This window comes from Rahnella sp. Larv3_ips (genome assembly GCF_003697865.1).
Classification (GTDB): Bacteria; Pseudomonadota; Gammaproteobacteria; order Enterobacterales; family Enterobacteriaceae; genus Rahnella; species Rahnella rivi.
Window position 1 is genome coordinate 218905 of sequence record NZ_MJIB01000021.1, and the last position, 17292, is coordinate 236196.

17 protein-coding genes are annotated in these 17292 nt (G+C 53.4%); 13 read left to right on the top strand and 4 right to left on the bottom strand.

Going from position 1 to position 17292, the window contains the following annotated elements:
- Window positions 1-260 precede the first annotated feature (260 nt).
- Window positions 261-578, top strand: a complete 318-nt coding sequence (gene metJ, locus ED901_RS20475) for a met regulon transcriptional regulator MetJ (protein ID WP_004392248.1) — start codon at window positions 261-263, stop codon at window positions 576-578.
- Window positions 579-746: 168 nt separating this feature from the next.
- On the opposite strand, the gene rpmE is transcribed toward metJ, so the two are convergent.
- The gene (gene rpmE / locus ED901_RS20480; protein WP_072158085.1) at window positions 747-959 is read right to left on the bottom strand and encodes a 50S ribosomal protein L31; all 213 of its coding nucleotides are present in this window, start codon (window positions 957-959) and stop codon (window positions 747-749) included.
- Window positions 960-1161: 202 nt separating this feature from the next.
- Between rpmE and priA the strand changes: the two genes are divergently transcribed.
- The 7 genes from priA to rraA all read left to right on the top strand — a co-directional run bounded on the left by priA (window position 1162) and on the right by rraA (window position 9263).
- The gene (gene priA, locus ED901_RS20485) at window positions 1162-3357 is read left to right on the top strand and encodes a primosomal protein N' (protein WP_122097078.1); all 2196 of its coding nucleotides are present in this window, start codon (window positions 1162-1164) and stop codon (window positions 3355-3357) included.
- Window positions 3358-3551: 194 nt separating this feature from the next.
- Window positions 3552-4580 carry a DNA-binding transcriptional regulator CytR gene (cytR, locus tag ED901_RS20490; protein ID WP_056774605.1) on the top strand — a complete coding sequence of 343 codons (1029 nt, stop codon included), beginning with the start codon at window positions 3552-3554 and terminating at the stop codon, window positions 4578-4580.
- Between the two features lie 102 nt (window positions 4581-4682).
- On the top strand, window positions 4683-5639 hold the full coding sequence (gene ftsN / locus ED901_RS20495) for a cell division protein FtsN (protein ID WP_122097079.1): 957 nt from the start codon (window positions 4683-4685) through the stop codon (window positions 5637-5639).
- A gap of 115 nt (window positions 5640-5754) precedes the next feature.
- Entirely contained in the window at window positions 5755-6285 is a 531-nt protein-coding gene (gene hslV, locus ED901_RS20500; RefSeq protein WP_056774599.1) for an ATP-dependent protease subunit HslV, read from the top strand.
- Window positions 6286-6297: 12 nt separating this feature from the next.
- Window positions 6298-7632, top strand: coding sequence for an HslU--HslV peptidase ATPase subunit (gene hslU, locus ED901_RS20505; RefSeq protein ID WP_056774596.1), 1335 nt, complete (start codon window positions 6298-6300; stop codon window positions 7630-7632).
- A gap of 98 nt (window positions 7633-7730) precedes the next feature.
- A complete protein-coding gene (locus tag ED901_RS20510; protein ID WP_122097080.1) occupies window positions 7731-8657 on the top strand; it encodes a 1,4-dihydroxy-2-naphthoate polyprenyltransferase in 927 nt (308 codons plus the stop codon).
- Between the two features lie 120 nt (window positions 8658-8777).
- Entirely contained in the window at window positions 8778-9263 is a 486-nt protein-coding gene (gene rraA / locus ED901_RS20515; RefSeq protein ID WP_056774588.1) for a ribonuclease E activity regulator RraA, read from the top strand.
- Window positions 9264-9326: 63 nt separating this feature from the next.
- Here the strand turns inward: rraA and zapB are convergent, their stop codons facing one another.
- The gene (zapB, locus tag ED901_RS20520; protein ID WP_056774584.1) at window positions 9327-9566 is read right to left on the bottom strand and encodes a cell division protein ZapB; all 240 of its coding nucleotides are present in this window, start codon (window positions 9564-9566) and stop codon (window positions 9327-9329) included.
- 587 nt (window positions 9567-10153) lie between these two features.
- Between zapB and ED901_RS20525 the strand changes: the two genes are divergently transcribed.
- The 3 genes from ED901_RS20525 (at window position 10154) to glpX (ending at window position 13724) form a co-directional block, all read left to right on the top strand.
- A complete protein-coding gene (locus tag ED901_RS20525) occupies window positions 10154-11002 on the top strand; it encodes an MIP/aquaporin family protein (RefSeq protein WP_056774579.1) in 849 nt (282 codons plus the stop codon).
- A gap of 45 nt (window positions 11003-11047) precedes the next feature.
- Entirely contained in the window at window positions 11048-12571 is a 1524-nt protein-coding gene (gene glpK, locus ED901_RS20530) for a glycerol kinase GlpK (RefSeq protein WP_056774575.1), read from the top strand.
- A gap of 142 nt (window positions 12572-12713) precedes the next feature.
- Window positions 12714-13724 (top strand): class II fructose-bisphosphatase, encoded by a 1011-nt coding sequence (gene glpX, locus ED901_RS20535; protein ID WP_122097081.1) that lies wholly within the window; start codon window positions 12714-12716, stop codon window positions 13722-13724.
- 63 nt (window positions 13725-13787) lie between these two features.
- On the opposite strand, the gene emrD is transcribed toward glpX, so the two are convergent.
- The gene (emrD, locus tag ED901_RS20540) at window positions 13788-14981 is read right to left on the bottom strand and encodes a multidrug efflux MFS transporter EmrD (RefSeq protein ID WP_122097082.1); all 1194 of its coding nucleotides are present in this window, start codon (window positions 14979-14981) and stop codon (window positions 13788-13790) included.
- 297 nt (window positions 14982-15278) lie between these two features.
- On the opposite strand from emrD, the gene fpr reads away from it, so the two are divergent.
- Window positions 15279-16025, top strand: a complete 747-nt coding sequence (fpr, locus tag ED901_RS20545; RefSeq protein ID WP_122097083.1) for a ferredoxin--NADP(+) reductase — start codon at window positions 15279-15281, stop codon at window positions 16023-16025.
- 14 nt (window positions 16026-16039) lie between these two features.
- Here the strand turns inward: fpr and ED901_RS20550 are convergent, their stop codons facing one another.
- Complete coding sequence (locus ED901_RS20550) at window positions 16040-16462, bottom strand: DUF805 domain-containing protein (RefSeq protein WP_056774563.1); 423 nt, start codon at window positions 16460-16462, stop codon at window positions 16040-16042.
- A 158-nt stretch (window positions 16463-16620) separates the two neighbouring features.
- Here ED901_RS20550 and ED901_RS20555 point away from each other — a divergent pair, with 158 nt between their 5' ends.
- On the top strand, window positions 16621-17229 hold the full coding sequence (locus ED901_RS20555) for a DUF1454 family protein (protein WP_056774560.1): 609 nt from the start codon (window positions 16621-16623) through the stop codon (window positions 17227-17229).
- Window positions 17230-17292: the final 63 nt, after the last annotated feature.

The following is a 17292-nucleotide window of genomic DNA, read 5'->3' on the forward strand; positions in this document are numbered from 1 at the left end:
ACATCTAAACTTCTTTGCGTATAGATTGAGCAACAGAGCAATACCCGCTAAAATTATGGCGTTATGCGAATGTCTGGCCGATCCCGGACGCACAGGTAACCGGTCACGGCCCTGCGTCAGGCGACAAAATGAAGAATGCCACGGGGAAAATCGTGAGATAACCCTGTTAAATACGGACATTTATTTAGTGAGAACAGTGAAAATCGGGCATAATCACCGGGTTTTCAGAATTTTATTTTTTGATAAATTTAAGGTGTCCCATGGCTGAGTGGAACGGCGAATATGTCAGCCCTTACGCTGAACACGGTAAGAAAAGCGAACAAGTTAAGAAAATTACGGTATCCATTCCGCTGAAAGTCCTCAAAATCCTCACCGATGAACGCACTCGTCGCCAGGTGAATAACCTGCGTCACGCGACCAACAGTGAATTATTGTGCGAGGCTTTCCTGCACGCCTTTACCGGTCAGCCTTTACCGAATGACGAAGACCTGCGTAAAGAACGCAGTGACGAAATCCCGGAAGCGGCGAAGATCCTGATGCGTGAACTGGGTGTGGATCCTGATACCTGGGAATATTGATCGCGCTGAGCGCTGCTGAACATGCCCGTGCAGACGATTGTGCGGGTTTCAGTGTCTGTGATGATTAACGCTGAGTCGTGATCAGGAAGGTTTGTCTGGCGGGAAGTGAAACGGCAGGCAACAAAAAAGGCGCCATCGGCGCCTTTTTTTGCTCTCAAGCCAGCAATATTACTTGCTGCTTGGCATGCTGAAACGCTTGTTGAAGCGGTCAACACGGCCACCGGTAGCGACTTCACGTTGCTTACCAGTGTAGAACGGGTGACATTCGCCACAAACGTCCAGGTTCAGATCGTGACCCACAGTTGAGTGAGTTTTGATAACATTACCGCATGAGCAGTTTGCAGTAATTTCTACGTATTTAGGGTGAATACCTTGTTTCATGGGAAAACCTCTTCTTAAGGCCGCGTCGCTATCCAACCCTGTTCCGTCAGACACCACGCGTAGTGGATGATAGGCTTTGAGTACGAAATGCACCAAAGGCGGCGAATCATACAGAATCTCTGAGAACCGCGCAATCATGTTCATGCATTTCGAAGGACTCAGTGTACACTATCTCGTCATTTTTTTAAAGTCTGGACCCCCGATGCCTGTTGCCCACGTTGCTTTACCTGTTCCGCTTGCCCGTACTTTTGATTATTTATTGCCGCCCGACATGCAGGTCACGCAGGGTTGCCGGGTCAGTGTGCCTTTTGGTAAACGCGATGCAATTGGCATTGTCACGAAGATCAGCGATTCCAGCGAGTTTGGCCTGGAGAAGCTGAAACCGGTGCGTGAGGTCCTCGACCGTACCAGCCTCTTTACTCCCGACCTGTGGCGCATTCTGTTCTGGGCTGCCGACTATTACCATTTTCCGATTGGTGAAGTGCTGTTCCACGCGCTGCCGGTATTATTGCGCCAGGGAAAACCCGCTGAACTGACGCCGTTGTGGCAGTGGTTTGCCACTGAACAGGGCCGCGCGACCCCGCTCGACAGCCTGAAACGTGCGCCAAAGCAGCAACAGGCGATGGCCGCGCTGATGCAAAAGCCGGTGTATCGCCATCAGGTCGCCGATCTTGATCTCACGGATACCGCATTGCAGGCATTGCGCGCCAAAGGGCTGACCGATTTACGCAGTATCGCGCCCGATGCAGCGGACTGGCGCAAAGATTTTTCAGTCGTGGGCGAGCGTTTGCGGCTTAACACCGAGCAGGCCACTGCCGTCGGTGCTATCCGCAGCGAAGATCAGCAGTTTTCCGCCTGGCTGCTGGCCGGGGTGACGGGTTCGGGCAAAACCGAAGTGTATCTCAGCGTGCTGGAAAATATTCTCGAACAGGGCCGGCAGGCGCTGGTGATGGTGCCGGAAATCGGCCTGACGCCGCAGACTATTGCCCGCTTCAGGGAGCGTTTCAGTGCGCCGGTTGATGTCCTGCATTCCGGCCTCAATGACAGCGAACGTCTTGCCGTCTGGCTGCGTGCACGTAACGGTGAAGCGGGGATCGTCATCGGCACGCGTTCTTCTTTATTTACGCCTTTCGCCCGCCTAGGGGTGATCATTATTGATGAAGAACACGACAGCTCTTATAAGCAGCAGGAGGGCTGGCGCTATCACGCCCGTGATCTGGCGGTCTACCGTGCCCATGCCGAAAATATTCCGATTATCATGGGCTCGGCCACACCGGCGCTGGAAACGTTGCACAACGTCGAGTTGGGGAAATATCGCCAGCTGAAACTGACCAAACGTGCCGGTAACGCCAAACTCGCCCGCCAGAATTTGCTCGATCTGAAAGGAATGCAGCTGAAAGTCGGGTTATCGCAGCCGCTGATCCAAAAGATGCATGAGCATCTGAAAGCCGATAATCAGGTGATGCTGTTTCTCAATCGCCGTGGCTATGCACCAGCGCTGCTGTGCCATGAATGCGGCTGGATTGCCGAATGTCAGCGCTGCGACCACTATTACACGATCCACCAGAACCAGCGGCAGTTACGCTGCCACCATTGCGACAGCCAGCGTGCGGTGCCGCACCAGTGCCCACACTGCGGCTCGACGCAATTGGTTTCGGTGGGCGTCGGTACGGAACAGCTGGAAAATGAGCTGGCCCCGCTCTTTCCCGATACGCCCATCACCCGTATCGACCGCGATACCACCAGCCGTAAAGGCTCGCTGGAACTGCATCTGAATGAAATCCATCGCGGCGGTGCACGTATTCTTATCGGTACGCAAATGCTGGCGAAAGGGCATCACTTCCCGGACGTCACACTGGTGTCTTTATTAGACGTCGACGGCGCGCTGTTCTCAGCGGATTTCCGTTCTGCCGAGCGATTTGCCCAGCTCTATACGCAGGTTTCAGGACGCGCAGGACGCGCCGGTAAACAGGGCGAAGTGGTGCTGCAAACTCATCATCCTGAACACCCGCTGTTGCAGGTTCTGTTGCAAAAAGGCTACGACGAATTTGCCAGGCAGACGCTTGCTGAGCGTAAAAGCGTCTTCCTGCCGCCTTATACCAGCCATATTCTGATTCGCTCTGAAGATCATGATAATCAGCAATCGGCGCTGTTCCTCCAGCAGTTACGTAATCTTCTGGAATCCAGCCCCCTGAAAGATGATTCGCTGTGGATTTTGGGGCCGGTTCCGGCGCTCGCCGCCAAACGTAACGGGCGCTTCCGCTGGCAGCTGTTATTGCAGCACCCTTCCCGCCGGGTTTTACAGCATCTGATCAAGAGTTCTCAGCCACTTATCACCAGCCTTCCTCAGGCCAGAAAAGTGAAATGGACGCTGGATGTGGATCCGATTGACAGCTAATCCGCAGGTAGCCCCGGTTTTTCTGCGGGGTGGATCGAAAAAAAGCATCTGCATCACACTTTTAATGCAAATTAGGTAACAAATCCTACTCACATTCTGTTTAGAATGTGATGAGCTACACAGCACGCAGGGGTAGCAGGTGAGGAATGTTGATGTTGTCGTGTCCGTTTGATGCAGTTGCAAGGAGAGATGCGTTGGAGCACAAGAAAGAATTACCCGCCGCGACAATGAAAGATGTGGCTGAACAGGCAGGCGTTTCAACAGCAACGGTATCCCGCGCGTTAATGAATCCGGAAAAAGTTTCCGCTTCCACCCGTCAGAAAGTGGATCAGGCCGTCATGGCCGTGGGCTATTCGCCCCATGCCATGTCGCGCAATTTAAAACGCAATGAATCACGCACCATTCTGGTGATCGTCCCGGACATCTGCGATCCGTTTTTTGCAGATTTGATCCAGGGGATCGAACGCACCGCCGCGCAAAGTGGCTATCTGGTGTTGATCGGCGATTGCGCTCACCAGAACCAGCAAGAAAAAACCTTCATCAATCTGATCATCACCAAACAGATTGACGGCATGCTTCTGCTCGGCTCGGATTTACCTTTCGATGCCAGTAAAGAAGAACAGCGAAATTTGCCGCCGATGGTGATGGCCAATGAATTTGCCCCGGAACTTGAACTGCCGACCGTTCACATTGATAACCTGACTGCCGCATTTGAAGCCGTACATTATCTTCTGAAGCTGGGTCATCAGCGCATTGCCTGTATCGCCGGGCCGAAACATATGCCGCTGTGCCAGTACCGTTCACAAGGTTATATTCAGGCGTTGCGTCGTAATGGCATGAGCGTCGAGAGCGCTCTGACCGTTCATGGTGATTTCAGCTATGAATCAGGCGCGCTGGCGCTGACAGAGCTGATGTCACTGCCGACACCGCCGACGGCGATTTTCTGTCACAACGATGTGATGGCGATTGGCGCCATGTTCCAGGCAAAGAAAATGGGGCTGCGTATTCCGCAAGATCTGTCGATTGTCGGCTTCGATGACATCAAGGCCAGCCAGTTCACCGATCCTCCGCTGACCACCGTGGCGCAGCCAAGGTTCCAGCTGGGTCGTCAGGCCATGTTATTATTACTCGAGCAGTTGCAGGGAAATCCGGTACAAAACGGTTCACTGCTGCTCGACAGCGAACTCATCGTGCGTGAAAGTACTGCGGCGCCCAAAGCGTGAGTCATTTTTTATCCCACCATGAAGTTTTAATTTCAGTAAATGTTCAGGGTTAAGTAACATGACGCACTTCTTCTTTAATCATCACGACACAGCGAAACGATAGTGGCACAGAAAGACTATGTAAGCCGTGGGCGCTCAGGAGCGCGGCGGAAAAGTACCAGCCGGAGTAAAAAACGCAATTCCACAACGATCTCCAAAACCATGGTGGTGTTAGCCGTTGCGGTGCTGGTGGTGTTTGTCGGTGGCCTCTATTTTATTGCTCACAATAAGCATGAAGAAGCGGTCGTGGTGCCAACGCATCCTGTCCGTCCGGGTAACGGATTGCCTCCTAAGCCTGAAGAACGCTGGCGTTATATTAAAGAACTGGAAAACCGCCAGATGGGTGTGACCACGCCCACAGAACCGACGGCGGGTGGTCAGGTGGAATCCAAAACTCAGCTGACGCCGGAACAGCGCCAGTTGCTTGAGCAAATGCAGGCCGATATGCGCCAGACGCCGACACAGCTGTCTGAAGTGCCGTATAACGATCCAAATCAGGTCACGCGTACGCCGACGGCACCTGCGCAGCGTCAGGTTCAGCAACAGCAGCAACCGACCTATGCACAGCAACAGCCGGTGCAGACTCAGCCGCGCCAGGTTCAGCAACAACCTGCGTACACGCCGCAAACGCAGCCAGTACGCGCACCTCAGGCTCAGGCTCAGGCTCAGACACAACCGGTACAGCAGAAACCTAAACCTGTGCCGAAAGAAACCGTGAAAGAACAGCCTAAAACACAGCAACCGGCCGCCATCACACAGGTGACGCCGGAGAAACCTAAAGAGCAGGAAAAGACCCAGCGCTTTATGGTTCAGTGCGGTTCTTTCCACGGCACCGAGCAGGCAGAATCTCAGCGTGCGAAGCTGGCCTTTGAAGGTTTTGAAGGCCGTATCACGACCGGCGGTGGCTGGAATCGTGTGGTGATCGGCCCTTATAACAATCGTTCCGGTGCCGACAGCACCTTAGCCCGCCTGAAGAACGCAGGCATCTCCGGTTGCATTCCCCTCGCAACCGGGGGTTGAAAACCCGTAATCCTTCCCCAATCTATACTTTCAATATGCCTCGTAAGCTTGTGAGACACCCAGCGTGTCCCACAAGCCTGCGGGGATCTTTCCCGTCTGCAACGAGGAACCGCTCGTGACAACAATTGTAAGTGTACGCCGCAACGGCAAGGTCGTTATCGGTGGTGATGGCCAGGCCACATTGGGAAATACCGTCATGAAGGGCAACGTAAAAAAAGTACGTCGCCTGTATAACGATAAAGTGATCGCGGGCTTTGCTGGCGGTACAGCGGATGCGTTCACGCTGTTTGAACTGTTCGAGCGCAAGCTGGAAATGCATCAGGGTCATCTGGTGAAAGCGGCCGTAGAACTGGCGAAAGACTGGCGTACCGACCGTATGCTGCGCCGTCTGGAAGCGCTGCTGGCCGTCGCCGATGAAAACGCGTCGCTTATCATCAGCGGCAACGGTGATGTTATTCAGCCAGAAAACGATCTGATCGCCATTGGTTCCGGTGGCCCTTATGCACAGGCAGCAGCCCGCGCACTGCTGGAAAACTCAGAGCTGGGCGCCCGCGACATCGTGGAAAAATCGCTGAGTATCGCCGGTGACATCTGCATCTACACCAACCAATTCCACACCATCGAAGAATTGTCTTCTAAAGCGTAAGGATCGAAAATTATGTCTGAGATGACCCCGCGCGAGATCGTCAGCGAACTAGACAGCTACATCATTGGCCAGGACAAAGCGAAACGTGCCGTGGCCATTGCCCTGCGTAACCGCTGGCGTCGCATGCAGCTCGACGAAGCGCTGCGCCATGAAGTCACCCCGAAAAACATTCTGATGATCGGTCCGACCGGTGTGGGTAAAACCGAAATCGCCCGCCGTCTGGCGAAACTGGCGAACGCACCGTTCATCAAAGTCGAAGCGACCAAATTCACCGAGGTCGGTTATGTCGGTAAAGAAGTGGATTCTATTATCCGCGATTTGACCGACTCCGCCGTGAAAATGGTGCGTCTGCAATCCATCGAAAAGAACCGTTTCCGCGCCGAAGAACTGGCCGAAGAACGTATTCTGGATGTGCTGATCCCGCCGGCAAAAAACAACTGGGGCCAGGCAGACGAAACGCAGGAACCTTCTGCCGCGCGCCAGAATTTCCGCAAAAAACTGCGTGAAGGCCAGCTCGACGACAAAGAAATTGAAATCAGTCTGGCTTCCGGTCCTGTGGGCGTGGAAATCATGTCTCCGCCGGGCATGGAAGAGATGACGAACCAGCTTCAGTCCATGTTCCAGAACATGGCCGGGCAGAAACAAAAACCGCGCAAACTGAAAATCAAAGAAGCCTACAAGCTGTTGGTTGAAGAAGAAGCGGCAAAACTGGTGAATCCGGAAGATCTGAAAGAACAGGCGATCGAAGCCGTCGAGCAGCACGGTATTGTGTTTATCGATGAGATCGACAAAATCTGTAAACGCGGCGGCCAGAGCTCCGGCCCGGATGTTTCCCGCGAAGGTGTTCAGCGCGACCTGCTGCCGCTGGTGGAAGGCTGTACAGTCTCTACCAAACACGGCATGGTGAAAACAGATCACATCCTGTTTATCGCTTCCGGTGCGTTCCAGACTGCCAGCCCGTCAGATTTGATCCCTGAACTGCAGGGGCGTCTGCCTATTCGCGTTGAACTGCAGGCGCTGTCGACTGAAGACTTCGAACGCATTCTGACCGAACCGAGTGCTTCGCTGACTCATCAGTACAAAGCATTGATGGCGACCGAAGGCGTCACCATTGATTTCACCGCTGACGGTATCCGCCGTATCGCCGAAGCCGCATGGCAGGTCAACGAAACCACCGAAAACATTGGTGCCCGTCGTTTGCATACGGTTCTTGAGCGTCTGATGGAAGATATCTCTTACGACGCGAGCGAAAGCAACGGTATTTCCATAAACATTGATGCAGATTATGTTAGAAGCCATCTTGATCAGCTGGTAGCTGATGAAGATCTGAGCCGTTTTATCTTATAATTTGCTCATACGTTCCGAAAGTGATCTTCAGGGAGGCGTTTGCCTCCCTGATTTTTTTTAGATTTCGGACTGACTTGTTCACCTGAGCGAATCCATCTATGAGCACTATGACTCCCTGCACTCCGACGACGCCCGCCCGCGCCTGGCTCGAAAGCCTGCGTCCCAAAACGCTGCCTCTGGCTTTTGCCTCTATCGTGATGGGTTCGGCCATTGCCAGCCTGCAAGGCGTTTTCCATCCGCTGACGGCGTTGCTGGCGCTGCTCACCGCCGGGTGTCTGCAAATCCTGTCCAATCTGGCGAATGATTATGGCGATGCCGAAAAAGGCAGCGATACGCCTGATCGCGTCGGGCCGTTGCGCGGCATGCAAAAAGGGATGATTACCGCCTCACAAATGAAACACGCGATTATGCTCACCATCGCGCTGACCATTATTTGTGGCGTCGCGCTGATCGCCGTGGCCTGTCATAAACCCAGCGACGTTGTCGGTTTTCTGATCCTCGGGCTGCTGTCGATTGGCGCGGCAATCACCTATACCGTGGGGACGCGCCCTTACGGTTATATGGGCCTCGGTGATATTTCGGTGCTGATTTTCTTTGGCTGGATAAGCGTTGCCGGTACGTTCTATTTGCAGGCGGGATACTTCGACTGGATTGTGATGCTGCCAGCGACGGCGACCGGCCTGCTCTCCACTGCGGTGCTCAACATTAACAACCTGCGTGATATCGACACCGACAGCGCCAATGGCAAGAACACGCTGGCCGTCCGTCTGGGGCCGGTCAATGCGCGTCGTTATCACACGGTGATTCTGATTGCCGCCGCAATTTGTCTGGCGGTATTCTCTGCCGTTTATCTGCATCACTGGACCGGCTGGCTGTTTCTTCTGGCCTTACCGGTGCTGGCAATCCATATCCGCCGGGTGAATCGCGCAAAAACCTCAATGGAAGTACGCCCTCTGCTGGAGCACATGGTAAAAGCTGCGTTACTGACTAACGTATTGTTTGCAGTGGGTCTGTTACTGAATTGAAGAAAAGTGGCCGGGCGTGCGCTAATCGGGTCACTTTTCACATTTAACAATTGATGATTTTGCCAACATCCGCCGATAAGGGATATACTGAACGTTCATGCAGCAACCAGATGAAATCCTATGAAATACGATACTTCCGAACTTTGCGATATCTACCATGAAGAAGTGAATGTTGTCGAACCCCTGTTCTCCAACTTTGGTGGCCGTACTTCATTTGGCGGGCAAATCACGACAGTGAAGTGTTTCGAAGACAATGGCTTGCTTTATGACCTGCTGGAAGAGAATGGTCGTGGCCGCGTGTTGGTGGTCGATGGCGGCGGTTCTGTTCGTCGTGCATTACTTGATGCCGGTCTGGCACGTCAGGCATTGCAAAACGAATGGGAAGGCATTTTGATTTACGGTGCAGTTCGTCAGGTGGATGACCTGGAAGAGCTCGACCTTGGCATTCAGGCTATGGCGGCCATTCCGGCTGGCGCAGGCAGTGAGGGGATCGGCGAAAGCGACATTCGTGTTAATTTCGGCGGCGTGACCTTCTTCTCCGGCGACCACTTGTATGCTGATAACACCGGTATCATCCTGTCAGAAGACCCGCTCGATATCGAATAACCTTCGCTTACAGCAACAAAAAAGGACGCCTGGGCGTCCTTTTTTATTTGGAAAATGAAGCCGTTAGACTTCTTCCATTTTTCCCAACAGTGCACGCAGACGATCCTGCCAGACGTGTTGCTCTTCTTTCAGCTGTGCGTTTTCGCGCACCAGCGACTCGTGATTACCACTCGCCTGCTGAACTTCATGAGACAAGGTGTTGTTTTGCTCTTTCAGTTCTTCGATTTCCATCTGCAACAGAGTAATGGTATCGATCGCTTGCTGAACTTTAGCTTCTAGTTTCTCAAATACTTCAAATGACATTTTTCGGTCCCCTTATGTTCGCAAGGCGCACATCTTATGTTCTGCCGCATCGTCCGGACACGGCTCAAAAATTCCTGCACTTCGCCGATTTCTATAATAAATTCAAATCGCAATAACGTTTGAACTTCACCGGGATTTCAAAAAAACGGCGGGTGTCTTAACGAGTGATTGTATGTAGCCAGCCTTGCCCTGTCTACCAAGAACCCCTCTCTGCACGCAGTCTGTTGCAATTTTCACAGGCTGAGTATCAGGAAATGCTTAAAAAGCAGAGTCACCCTCCAGAAATGTCAGCGAATACCGAATACCCTGAGCGCCATCCGACATGCGCGTTTAGCTTCACAGCCTTCACGGGAATGTCACGGCGTGGGCTTTTTACCGGTCGGCAGGACCTTTCAACACGCGAAATCGCTCATTTTTATGACACAACACACAAAAATTGATTTCGCTATTTCTCGTTTATGCTCGTTAACGATAAATTCACATTACGTTCTCATTTAATGATGAACGGCAAAATCCGATTACGTTCACGTACGCATAACAGAAAAACTATAACTAACCATTAACATCATCCTTAGCAGGATCCAACTATGAGCCAAACCATGAGTTCCACATTAAAAGGTCAGTGCATCGCTGAGTTTCTGGGTACCGGGCTTATCATTTTCTTTGGTGCGGGTTGTGTCGCAGCAATGAAACTGGCCGGTGCTACCTTTGGCCAGTGGGAAATTAGCATTATCTGGGGTCTGGGTGTGGCAATGGCCATCTACCTGACCGCAGCGATTTCAGGCGCACACCTGAACCCGGCGGTGACCGTCGCGTTATGTTTGTTTGCAAACTTTGAAGGACGCAAAGTTCTGCCATACATCGTGGCGCAGGTCGCCGGTGCCTTCTGTGCCGCAGCGCTGGTCTACGGTCTTTACTACAACCTGTTCTTCGATTTCGAGCAAAGCCATAATATGGTGCGCGGCAGTGTCGAAAGTCTGGATCTGGCCGGTATCTTCTCCACCTATCCAAACCCGCACATCAGCGTACTGCAGGCCTTCCTGGTTGAAACGGTGATCACTGCCATTCTGATGGCGTTGATCCTCGGCCTGACGGATGACGGCAACGGCATTCCACGCGGCCCGCTGGCTCCGCTGCTGATCGGTATTCTGATCGCGGTTATCGGTGCTTCAATGGGTCCGTTAACCGGCTTCGCACTGAACCCTGCGCGTGATTTCGGTCCGAAAGTGTTCGCTTACTTCGCTGGCTGGGGCAAAGTCGCCTTCACCGGTGCACGTGATATTCCTTACTTCCTGGTTCCGATTTTTGGCCCGCTGCTCGGCGCTTCACTCGGTGCCATCGCGTACAAAGCGTTGATTGGTCGTCATCTGCCACATCAGATCAATGATATTGCAGATGAAAAAGCGCCTCAGCCTTCCAAACAGCGTAAAGCCTGATCGGCTAAACTGTTCCAAAGCTAACTTATTCGCAGGATGAAAATTATGTCAGCAGATACGACTCACGAAAAAAAATACATCGTCGCACTTGATCAGGGTACAACCAGCTCACGCGCCGTAGTTCTGGATCACGATGCCAACATCGTCAGCGTTTCACAGCGCGAATTCACCCAGATCTACCCGAAATCCGGCTGGGTGGAACATGACCCGATGGAAATCTGGTCTTCCCAAAGCTCGGTGCTGGTGGAAGTGCTGGCGAAAGCCGACATCAACTCCGATCAGATCGCCGGTATCGGTATCACCAACCAGCGTGAAACCACCATCGTGTGGGAAAAAGAAACCGGCAAGCCGATTTATAACGCGATTGTGTGGCAATGCCGTCGTACTGCTGACATCTGTGAAAAGCTGAAGAAAGACGGGATGGAAGAGTACATCCGTCATAACACCGGTCTGGTGGTTGACCCGTACTTCTCTGGTACCAAACTGAAATGGATCCTCGACCACGTTGAAGGTTCCCGTGAACGCGCTGCACGCGGCGAACTGTTGTTCGGCACCGTGGATACCTGGCTGGTGTGGAAAATGACTCAGGGACGTGTTCACGTTACTGATTACACTAACGCCTCGCGTACCATGATGTTCAACATTCATAATCTTGAATGGGATGAACGTATGCTGGAAGTGCTGGATATTCCGCGCGCCATGTTGCCGGAAGTTCGCCCTTCTTCTGAAATTTACGGTCAGACCAACATCGGGGGTAAAGGCGGTACGCGTATTCCTATCGCCGGTATCGCCGGTGACCAGCAGGCCGCGCTGTATGGTCAGCTGTGCGTACAACCGGGTATGGCGAAAAATACCTATGGTACTGGCTGCTTCCTGCTGATGAACACCGGCACAGAAGCGGTAACCTCCAAAAATGGCCTGCTGACGACGATTGCCTGTGGTCCGCGAGGCGAAGTGAACTATGCGCTGGAAGGTGCGGTATTCGTCGGGGGTGCCTCCATTCAGTGGCTGCGCGACGAACTGAAACTGATCAGCGATGCCACAGACTCAGAATATTTCGCCAGCAAAGTGAAAGACACCAACGGCGTGTATGTGGTGCCTGCCTTCACCGGCCTTGGCGCCCCTTACTGGGACCCGTATGCCCGTGGCGCGATCTTCGGTCTGAGCCGTGGTGCAAATAGCAACCACATCATCCGTGCAACGCTGGAATCTATCGCCTATCAGACGCGTGACGTGCTTGATGCCATGCAGGCTGATTCCGGTACCCGCCTGCAGTCTCTGCGCGTGGATGGCGGTGCGGTAGCGAACAACTTCCTGATGCAATTCCAGTCAGACATTCTCGGTACCCGCGTTGAGCGCCCTGCCGTTCTGGAAGTCACCGCGCTGGGTTCTGCTTTCCTTGCCGGGCTGGCCGTCGGTTTCTGGAACGATCTGGATGAAGTGCGCAGCAAAGCGACCATCGAACGTGAATTCCGCCCAAGCATTGAAACCACAGAACGTAATGTACGCTACAAAGGCTGGCAAAAAGCCGTGGCACGCGTTCGTTCATGGGAAGATCACGACGAGTAATCGCCGCCTTTTTTCGCCAACACCGTCTTAAAAAACTCCCCGCCGGGGAGTTTTTTTATGCGCCTTTCCCATTGTGCTAAAATCCCCCGCACAGATGAGCCTTTGCCTCACCGATCTCTTTTTTCTTCCTACAGGCTTTCCAATGAAACGTGAATTAGCAATCGAGTTCTCCCGCGTGACCGAAGCGGCCGCCCTGGCTGGGTATAAATGGCTTGGCCGTGGCGATAAAAACCTCGCTGACAACGCCGCCGTTCAGGCGATGCGCATCATGCTTAATAACGTCGATATCGATGGCACCATCGTGATTGGCGAAGGGGAAATTGACGAAGCGCCAATGCTGTATATCGGCGAAAAAGTCGGAACAGGCCGCGGCGATGCCGTGGATATCGCCGTCGATCCTATTGAAGGTACCCGCATGACGGCAATGGGGCAATCCAATGCACTGGCCGTTCTGGCCGTCGGCGATAAAGGCTCGTTCCTCAATGCGCCGGATATGTACATGGAAAAAATCGCCGTCGGGCCCGGCGCAAAAGGCGCGATTAATCTGGATCTGACGCTGGCGGAAAACCTCGCAAATGTTGCCCGCGCGCTGAACAAACCGCTGACCGAGCTGACCGTAGCCGTGCTGGCGAAACCGCGTCACGACGAGGCGATTCGAGAAATGCTGGCGGCCGGAGTACGGGTTTTTGCCTTCCCGGACGGCGATGTGGCAGCCACTATTCTCACCTGCATGCCCGACAGTGAAGTTGATGTGTTGTATGGCATCGGCGGCGCGCCGGAAGGGGTGATTTCCGCCGCGGTGATCCGCGCGCTGGACGGTGACATGCAGGGCCGCTTACTGGCACGCCATGACGTGAAAGGCGATACCCTGGAAAACCGCCGCATTGGCGAAGAAGAGCTGACACGCTGTCAGGGGATGGGCATTGAAGCAGGCAAAGTGCTGCAGCTGGATGATATGGCGCGTAATGACAACGTGATTTTTTCTGCGACCGGCATTACCAAAGGTGATCTGCTGGAAGGCATCAGCCGTCAGGGAAATATGGCGACGACCGAAACGCTGCTGATCCGGGGTAAATCCCGCACCATCCGTCGTATACGTTCGACGCATTATCTCGACCGTAAAGACGCCGCATTGCACGCGTTTATCATCTGACGCGAGACAAGAAAGGCAAAAGCAGAGCACCTGGCTCTGCTTTTTTTTCACCTGAGGAGAGGCTTAAACCCTATGCCCTTGCTCCTGAAGACGATTCGACATCGGCCACCAGCACAGCAAAATCAGTAACGACATCGCAAACATCAGCAACCCCAGACTGAACTGACCGGTTTGCGGCAACATCGCCGATAACCATGCCACCAGCCCCGATCCCATATTTTGTAATCCGCCCACCAGCGCACCAGCCGCACCGGCGAGATACGGGAAAGGCTCCATCGCGCCGGTGGTCGCCAGCGGGAATAACATCCCTGCACCAAAGAAGAACAAGGAGGCCGGAACGATCAGCGTCCAGATGTTCATGATGCCCAGCCAGCCGGGGATCCACATCGTCAGGCCCGCCAGCAGACAGCTGATCACAGAATGCCACATGAGCTGCTGGAAACTTTTCTCAGAGCGACCGGCATACCAGGCGCCAAAAAATGCCGCCGGGATCGGCAGAATAAACAGAATACTGACCATGACGCCGCTCAGCCCGAGAACGCCGCCCATCAGCACGCCACAGCTGGCCTCAAACACCGCCACACCGGCCAGCGCACCCACCAGCATCACCAGATAACGACTGAAGTTACCGTCCGCCAGCAGCAAGCGCAGACTGCTGAGCATTTTACGAGGCTGATGGTCAGCAGTGAATTCAGGACGGGTTTCCGGCAACCAGCGGTACATTGAAAATGCAACGCCTGCGCAAAGCATCAGCAGAAAACCAAAGCTGGCGCGCCAGCCTAACCATGCAGACAGCGCGCCACCAATCACCGGCGCAAGCAACGGGCTGATAAGAATCCCCATATTCAGCAAACTGTTGGCGTGGCGTAACGCCCCACCACTGTAAAGGTCACGCGGCATTGTCCGCGCCATGACGCCCGCTACACCAGTTCCCATTCCCTGCACCGCACTGGCCACGATCAGCATATTGAGGCTGGAGGACATCATCGCGCCCGCGGCACCCACCAGAAAAACCATCAACCCGGCCAGGATCACCGGCTTGCGACCAATGTTGTCTGACAATGGCCCATAGACCAGCTGCGAAGCCCCGTAGGTGATCAGATACGCGGCCATCACCCGCTGCACCGCACCGGGTTTAACCGACAGGCTGGTGGCCATATCGGCGATATTCGGCACATAAATGGTTTGCGCCATCTGACCGACGGCCACCAGCAAAATCAACATTACCAGCAGGTGAATGTTTTCCAGATTTTTCATTTTTCAGTTCATTATCAAATGGAGTAGGGAAAGTGCAGAATAAATAACCGGTAAATCCGTTTATCTTACGGCGGCGCATAAGTTAACAAATTAAGATGAATAAGCGAGTGTTGCGGCAAACTCTCCGGTGCAACGGCTGGCAGCAAGGGGAGCCACTGGTGTAACGCACAGTGTACGAATTTCGACAGCAGATAACGGCAGAGGAACAGGCTGATAACATTTAACCGATAAGGGATCGGAAAAAATTGAAATAAAATCAGCACCTACATTCGGTAATCAAAAAAGACGGGAGTTTTTATGGCTGACTGGGTCACGGGAAAAGTCACAAAAGTTGAGCACTGGACGGATAATTTGTTCAGCATCACGGTCAATGCGCCAGCCGATCCTTTTACCGCAGGTCAGTTTGCGAAACTCTCTCTGGAGATAGACGGTGAGCGGGTACAGCGCGCCTATTCCTATGTAAATCCCCCTTCCAGCGCTGATTTGGAGTTCTATCTGGTCAACGTGCCGGAAGGGAAGCTCAGCCCTAAACTGCACGTCATGCAGCCCGGCGACGAGATTCAGATCACCAAAGAGGCCGCAGGATTTTTCGTGATTGATGAAGTACCGGAATGTGACCAGCTTTGGATGCTGGCCACCGGCACCGCCATCGGGCCGTATCTGTCCATTTTGCAGGAGGGCCAGGGGCTGGAACGCTTTAAGCACATCGTTCTGGTTCACGCTGCGCGTTTCTCCGCCGATCTCAGCTATTTGCCTCTGATGCAGGAACTACAACGCCGTTATGAAGGCAAACTGCGCATTCAAACCGTCGTCAGCCGCGAAGAAATCTCAGGTTCACTGTCTGGCCGTGTACCGGCACTGATTGAAAGCGGTGCGCTCGAGGAAGCCGTTGGCCTGAAAATGTCAGCGGAAGACTGCCACGTTATGCTGTGCGGAAATCCTCAGATGGTGCGCGATACCCAGCAGGTTCTGAAAGATACCCGGGGCATGCGCAAACACCTGAAACGTAAACCGGGCCATATGACCAGCGAACATTACTGGTAGGTTTCGCCGCAACGTTATTTGAATTTGACCTCGTCCGGCTCCGGGCCAAAGCGATTTGTGCCCGGCGTCCCCACGAAAGCGCCACAGTCGACGATCAGCATAATGAAAATCACCGAAGGCGCCAGACGGCCTAATACCCAGCTCCATGTCTGCGGCATCGCTGCCGCCCAGTTTCCGGCCACCAGCATCCATGCCAGCACAAACAGCAGCGCCCACCACGCCGATTTATTACGGTCGTGCAACCTTTTCACCAGCACAGCGGCGGTCGGCCACAGTAAAACCACCAGTGCAAATCCGGCGGACTGATAGGTGACCCATCCCTGTGCAGCAAAGAAAAAATCTGCCGCCATCAGAATCAGCCAGCTGACCATCCAGAGCCAAAAATCCCGTCGGCCCATGCGGCCATTAAAAGAAAACAGTGCGTGCTGTAACGTCATTGACAATCAGTTCCGTAGAAGACAATGGGAGTAAAAAGTGAAGCCGGAGCGAGTGTAACCCAGCGATCGCCGCCATGAGAATGTTTACGGTCTCCTTTTGACATTACCCCCTGATCCCCGCTTTAATCGGTCTATACAGAGAGGATAAGAAAAATACTATGAATGCTGCAAAATCCATTTTATCTCTGGCGCTACCGGTTTTGCTGACGCTCGCAGGCCCGAACATTGCCCTTGCCGATCCGCCCGCTGAACATTCTGGCGCAGAAGAGATGCCGAAAGCACCTTACCTTTTGGCCGGCGCCCCGACGTTCGAAACAACCCTGATCAACTTTCGGGCAAAGTACAATGAAGCCAATCCAACGCAACAGATTGGTGAATTCCGCTCGATAAATGAAAAAGCGGCCAACAGCCCTCTGACCCGCGCGGCCAGTAAAATTAATGAAAATCTGTATGCCTCTACTGCACTGGAAAAAGGCACCGGTAAAATCAAAACGCTGCAAATCACTTATCTTCCTATCCAGGGGGCAGAAGAAAAGGCCGCCCGCACTCTGGCGATGAGCTATATGGCTAACCTGATGCGCCAGTTCGATGCCACCCTTTCGACAGAGCAAAGCGTGGCAAAAGTGGCGTCGTTGATCCAAAAAGGGAAAGGCCAGCAGTTTTATCAGCAGGAAGTTGGCGCGGTCCGTTTTGTGGTTTCGGATAATGGCGAAAAAGGCCTGACGTTTGCCGTTGAGCCGGTCAAGCTGGCCCTGGCTGAGCCATGAGATGACGGTTTTTAATGACGAAAAGCAAAGCCTTTATCTTCAATGATCTCTATACTGTTGCAC

Excerpts from the sequence above, each read along its gene's own strand:
- metJ (WP_004392248.1), top strand. The coding sequence starts at position 261 with ATGGCTGAGTGGAACGGCGAATATGTCAGCCCTTACGCTGAACACGGT.
- hslU (WP_056774596.1), top strand. The coding sequence starts at position 6,298 with ATGTCTGAGATGACCCCGCGCGAGATCGTCAGCGAACTAGACAGCTAC.
- emrD (WP_122097082.1), bottom strand. The coding sequence starts at position 14,981 with ATGAAAAATCTGGAAAACATTCACCTGCTGGTAATGTTGATTTTGCTG.
- ED901_RS20555 (WP_056774560.1), top strand. The coding sequence starts at position 16,621 with ATGAATGCTGCAAAATCCATTTTATCTCTGGCGCTACCGGTTTTGCTG.
- ED901_RS20510 (WP_122097080.1), top strand. The coding sequence starts at position 7,731 with ATGAGCACTATGACTCCCTGCACTCCGACGACGCCCGCCCGCGCCTGG.
- ED901_RS20550 (WP_056774563.1), bottom strand. The coding sequence starts at position 16,462 with ATGACGTTACAGCACGCACTGTTTTCTTTTAATGGCCGCATGGGCCGA.
- ED901_RS20525 (WP_056774579.1), top strand. The coding sequence starts at position 10,154 with ATGAGCCAAACCATGAGTTCCACATTAAAAGGTCAGTGCATCGCTGAG.
- priA (WP_122097078.1), top strand. The coding sequence starts at position 1,162 with ATGCCTGTTGCCCACGTTGCTTTACCTGTTCCGCTTGCCCGTACTTTT.
- rraA (WP_056774588.1), top strand. The coding sequence starts at position 8,778 with ATGAAATACGATACTTCCGAACTTTGCGATATCTACCATGAAGAAGTG.
- glpK (WP_056774575.1), top strand. The coding sequence starts at position 11,048 with ATGTCAGCAGATACGACTCACGAAAAAAAATACATCGTCGCACTTGAT.
- zapB (WP_056774584.1), bottom strand. The coding sequence starts at position 9,566 with ATGTCATTTGAAGTATTTGAGAAACTAGAAGCTAAAGTTCAGCAAGCG.
- fpr (WP_122097083.1), top strand. The coding sequence starts at position 15,279 with ATGGCTGACTGGGTCACGGGAAAAGTCACAAAAGTTGAGCACTGGACG.
- rpmE (WP_072158085.1), bottom strand. The coding sequence starts at position 959 with ATGAAACAAGGTATTCACCCTAAATACGTAGAAATTACTGCAAACTGC.
- glpX (WP_122097081.1), top strand. The coding sequence starts at position 12,714 with ATGAAACGTGAATTAGCAATCGAGTTCTCCCGCGTGACCGAAGCGGCC.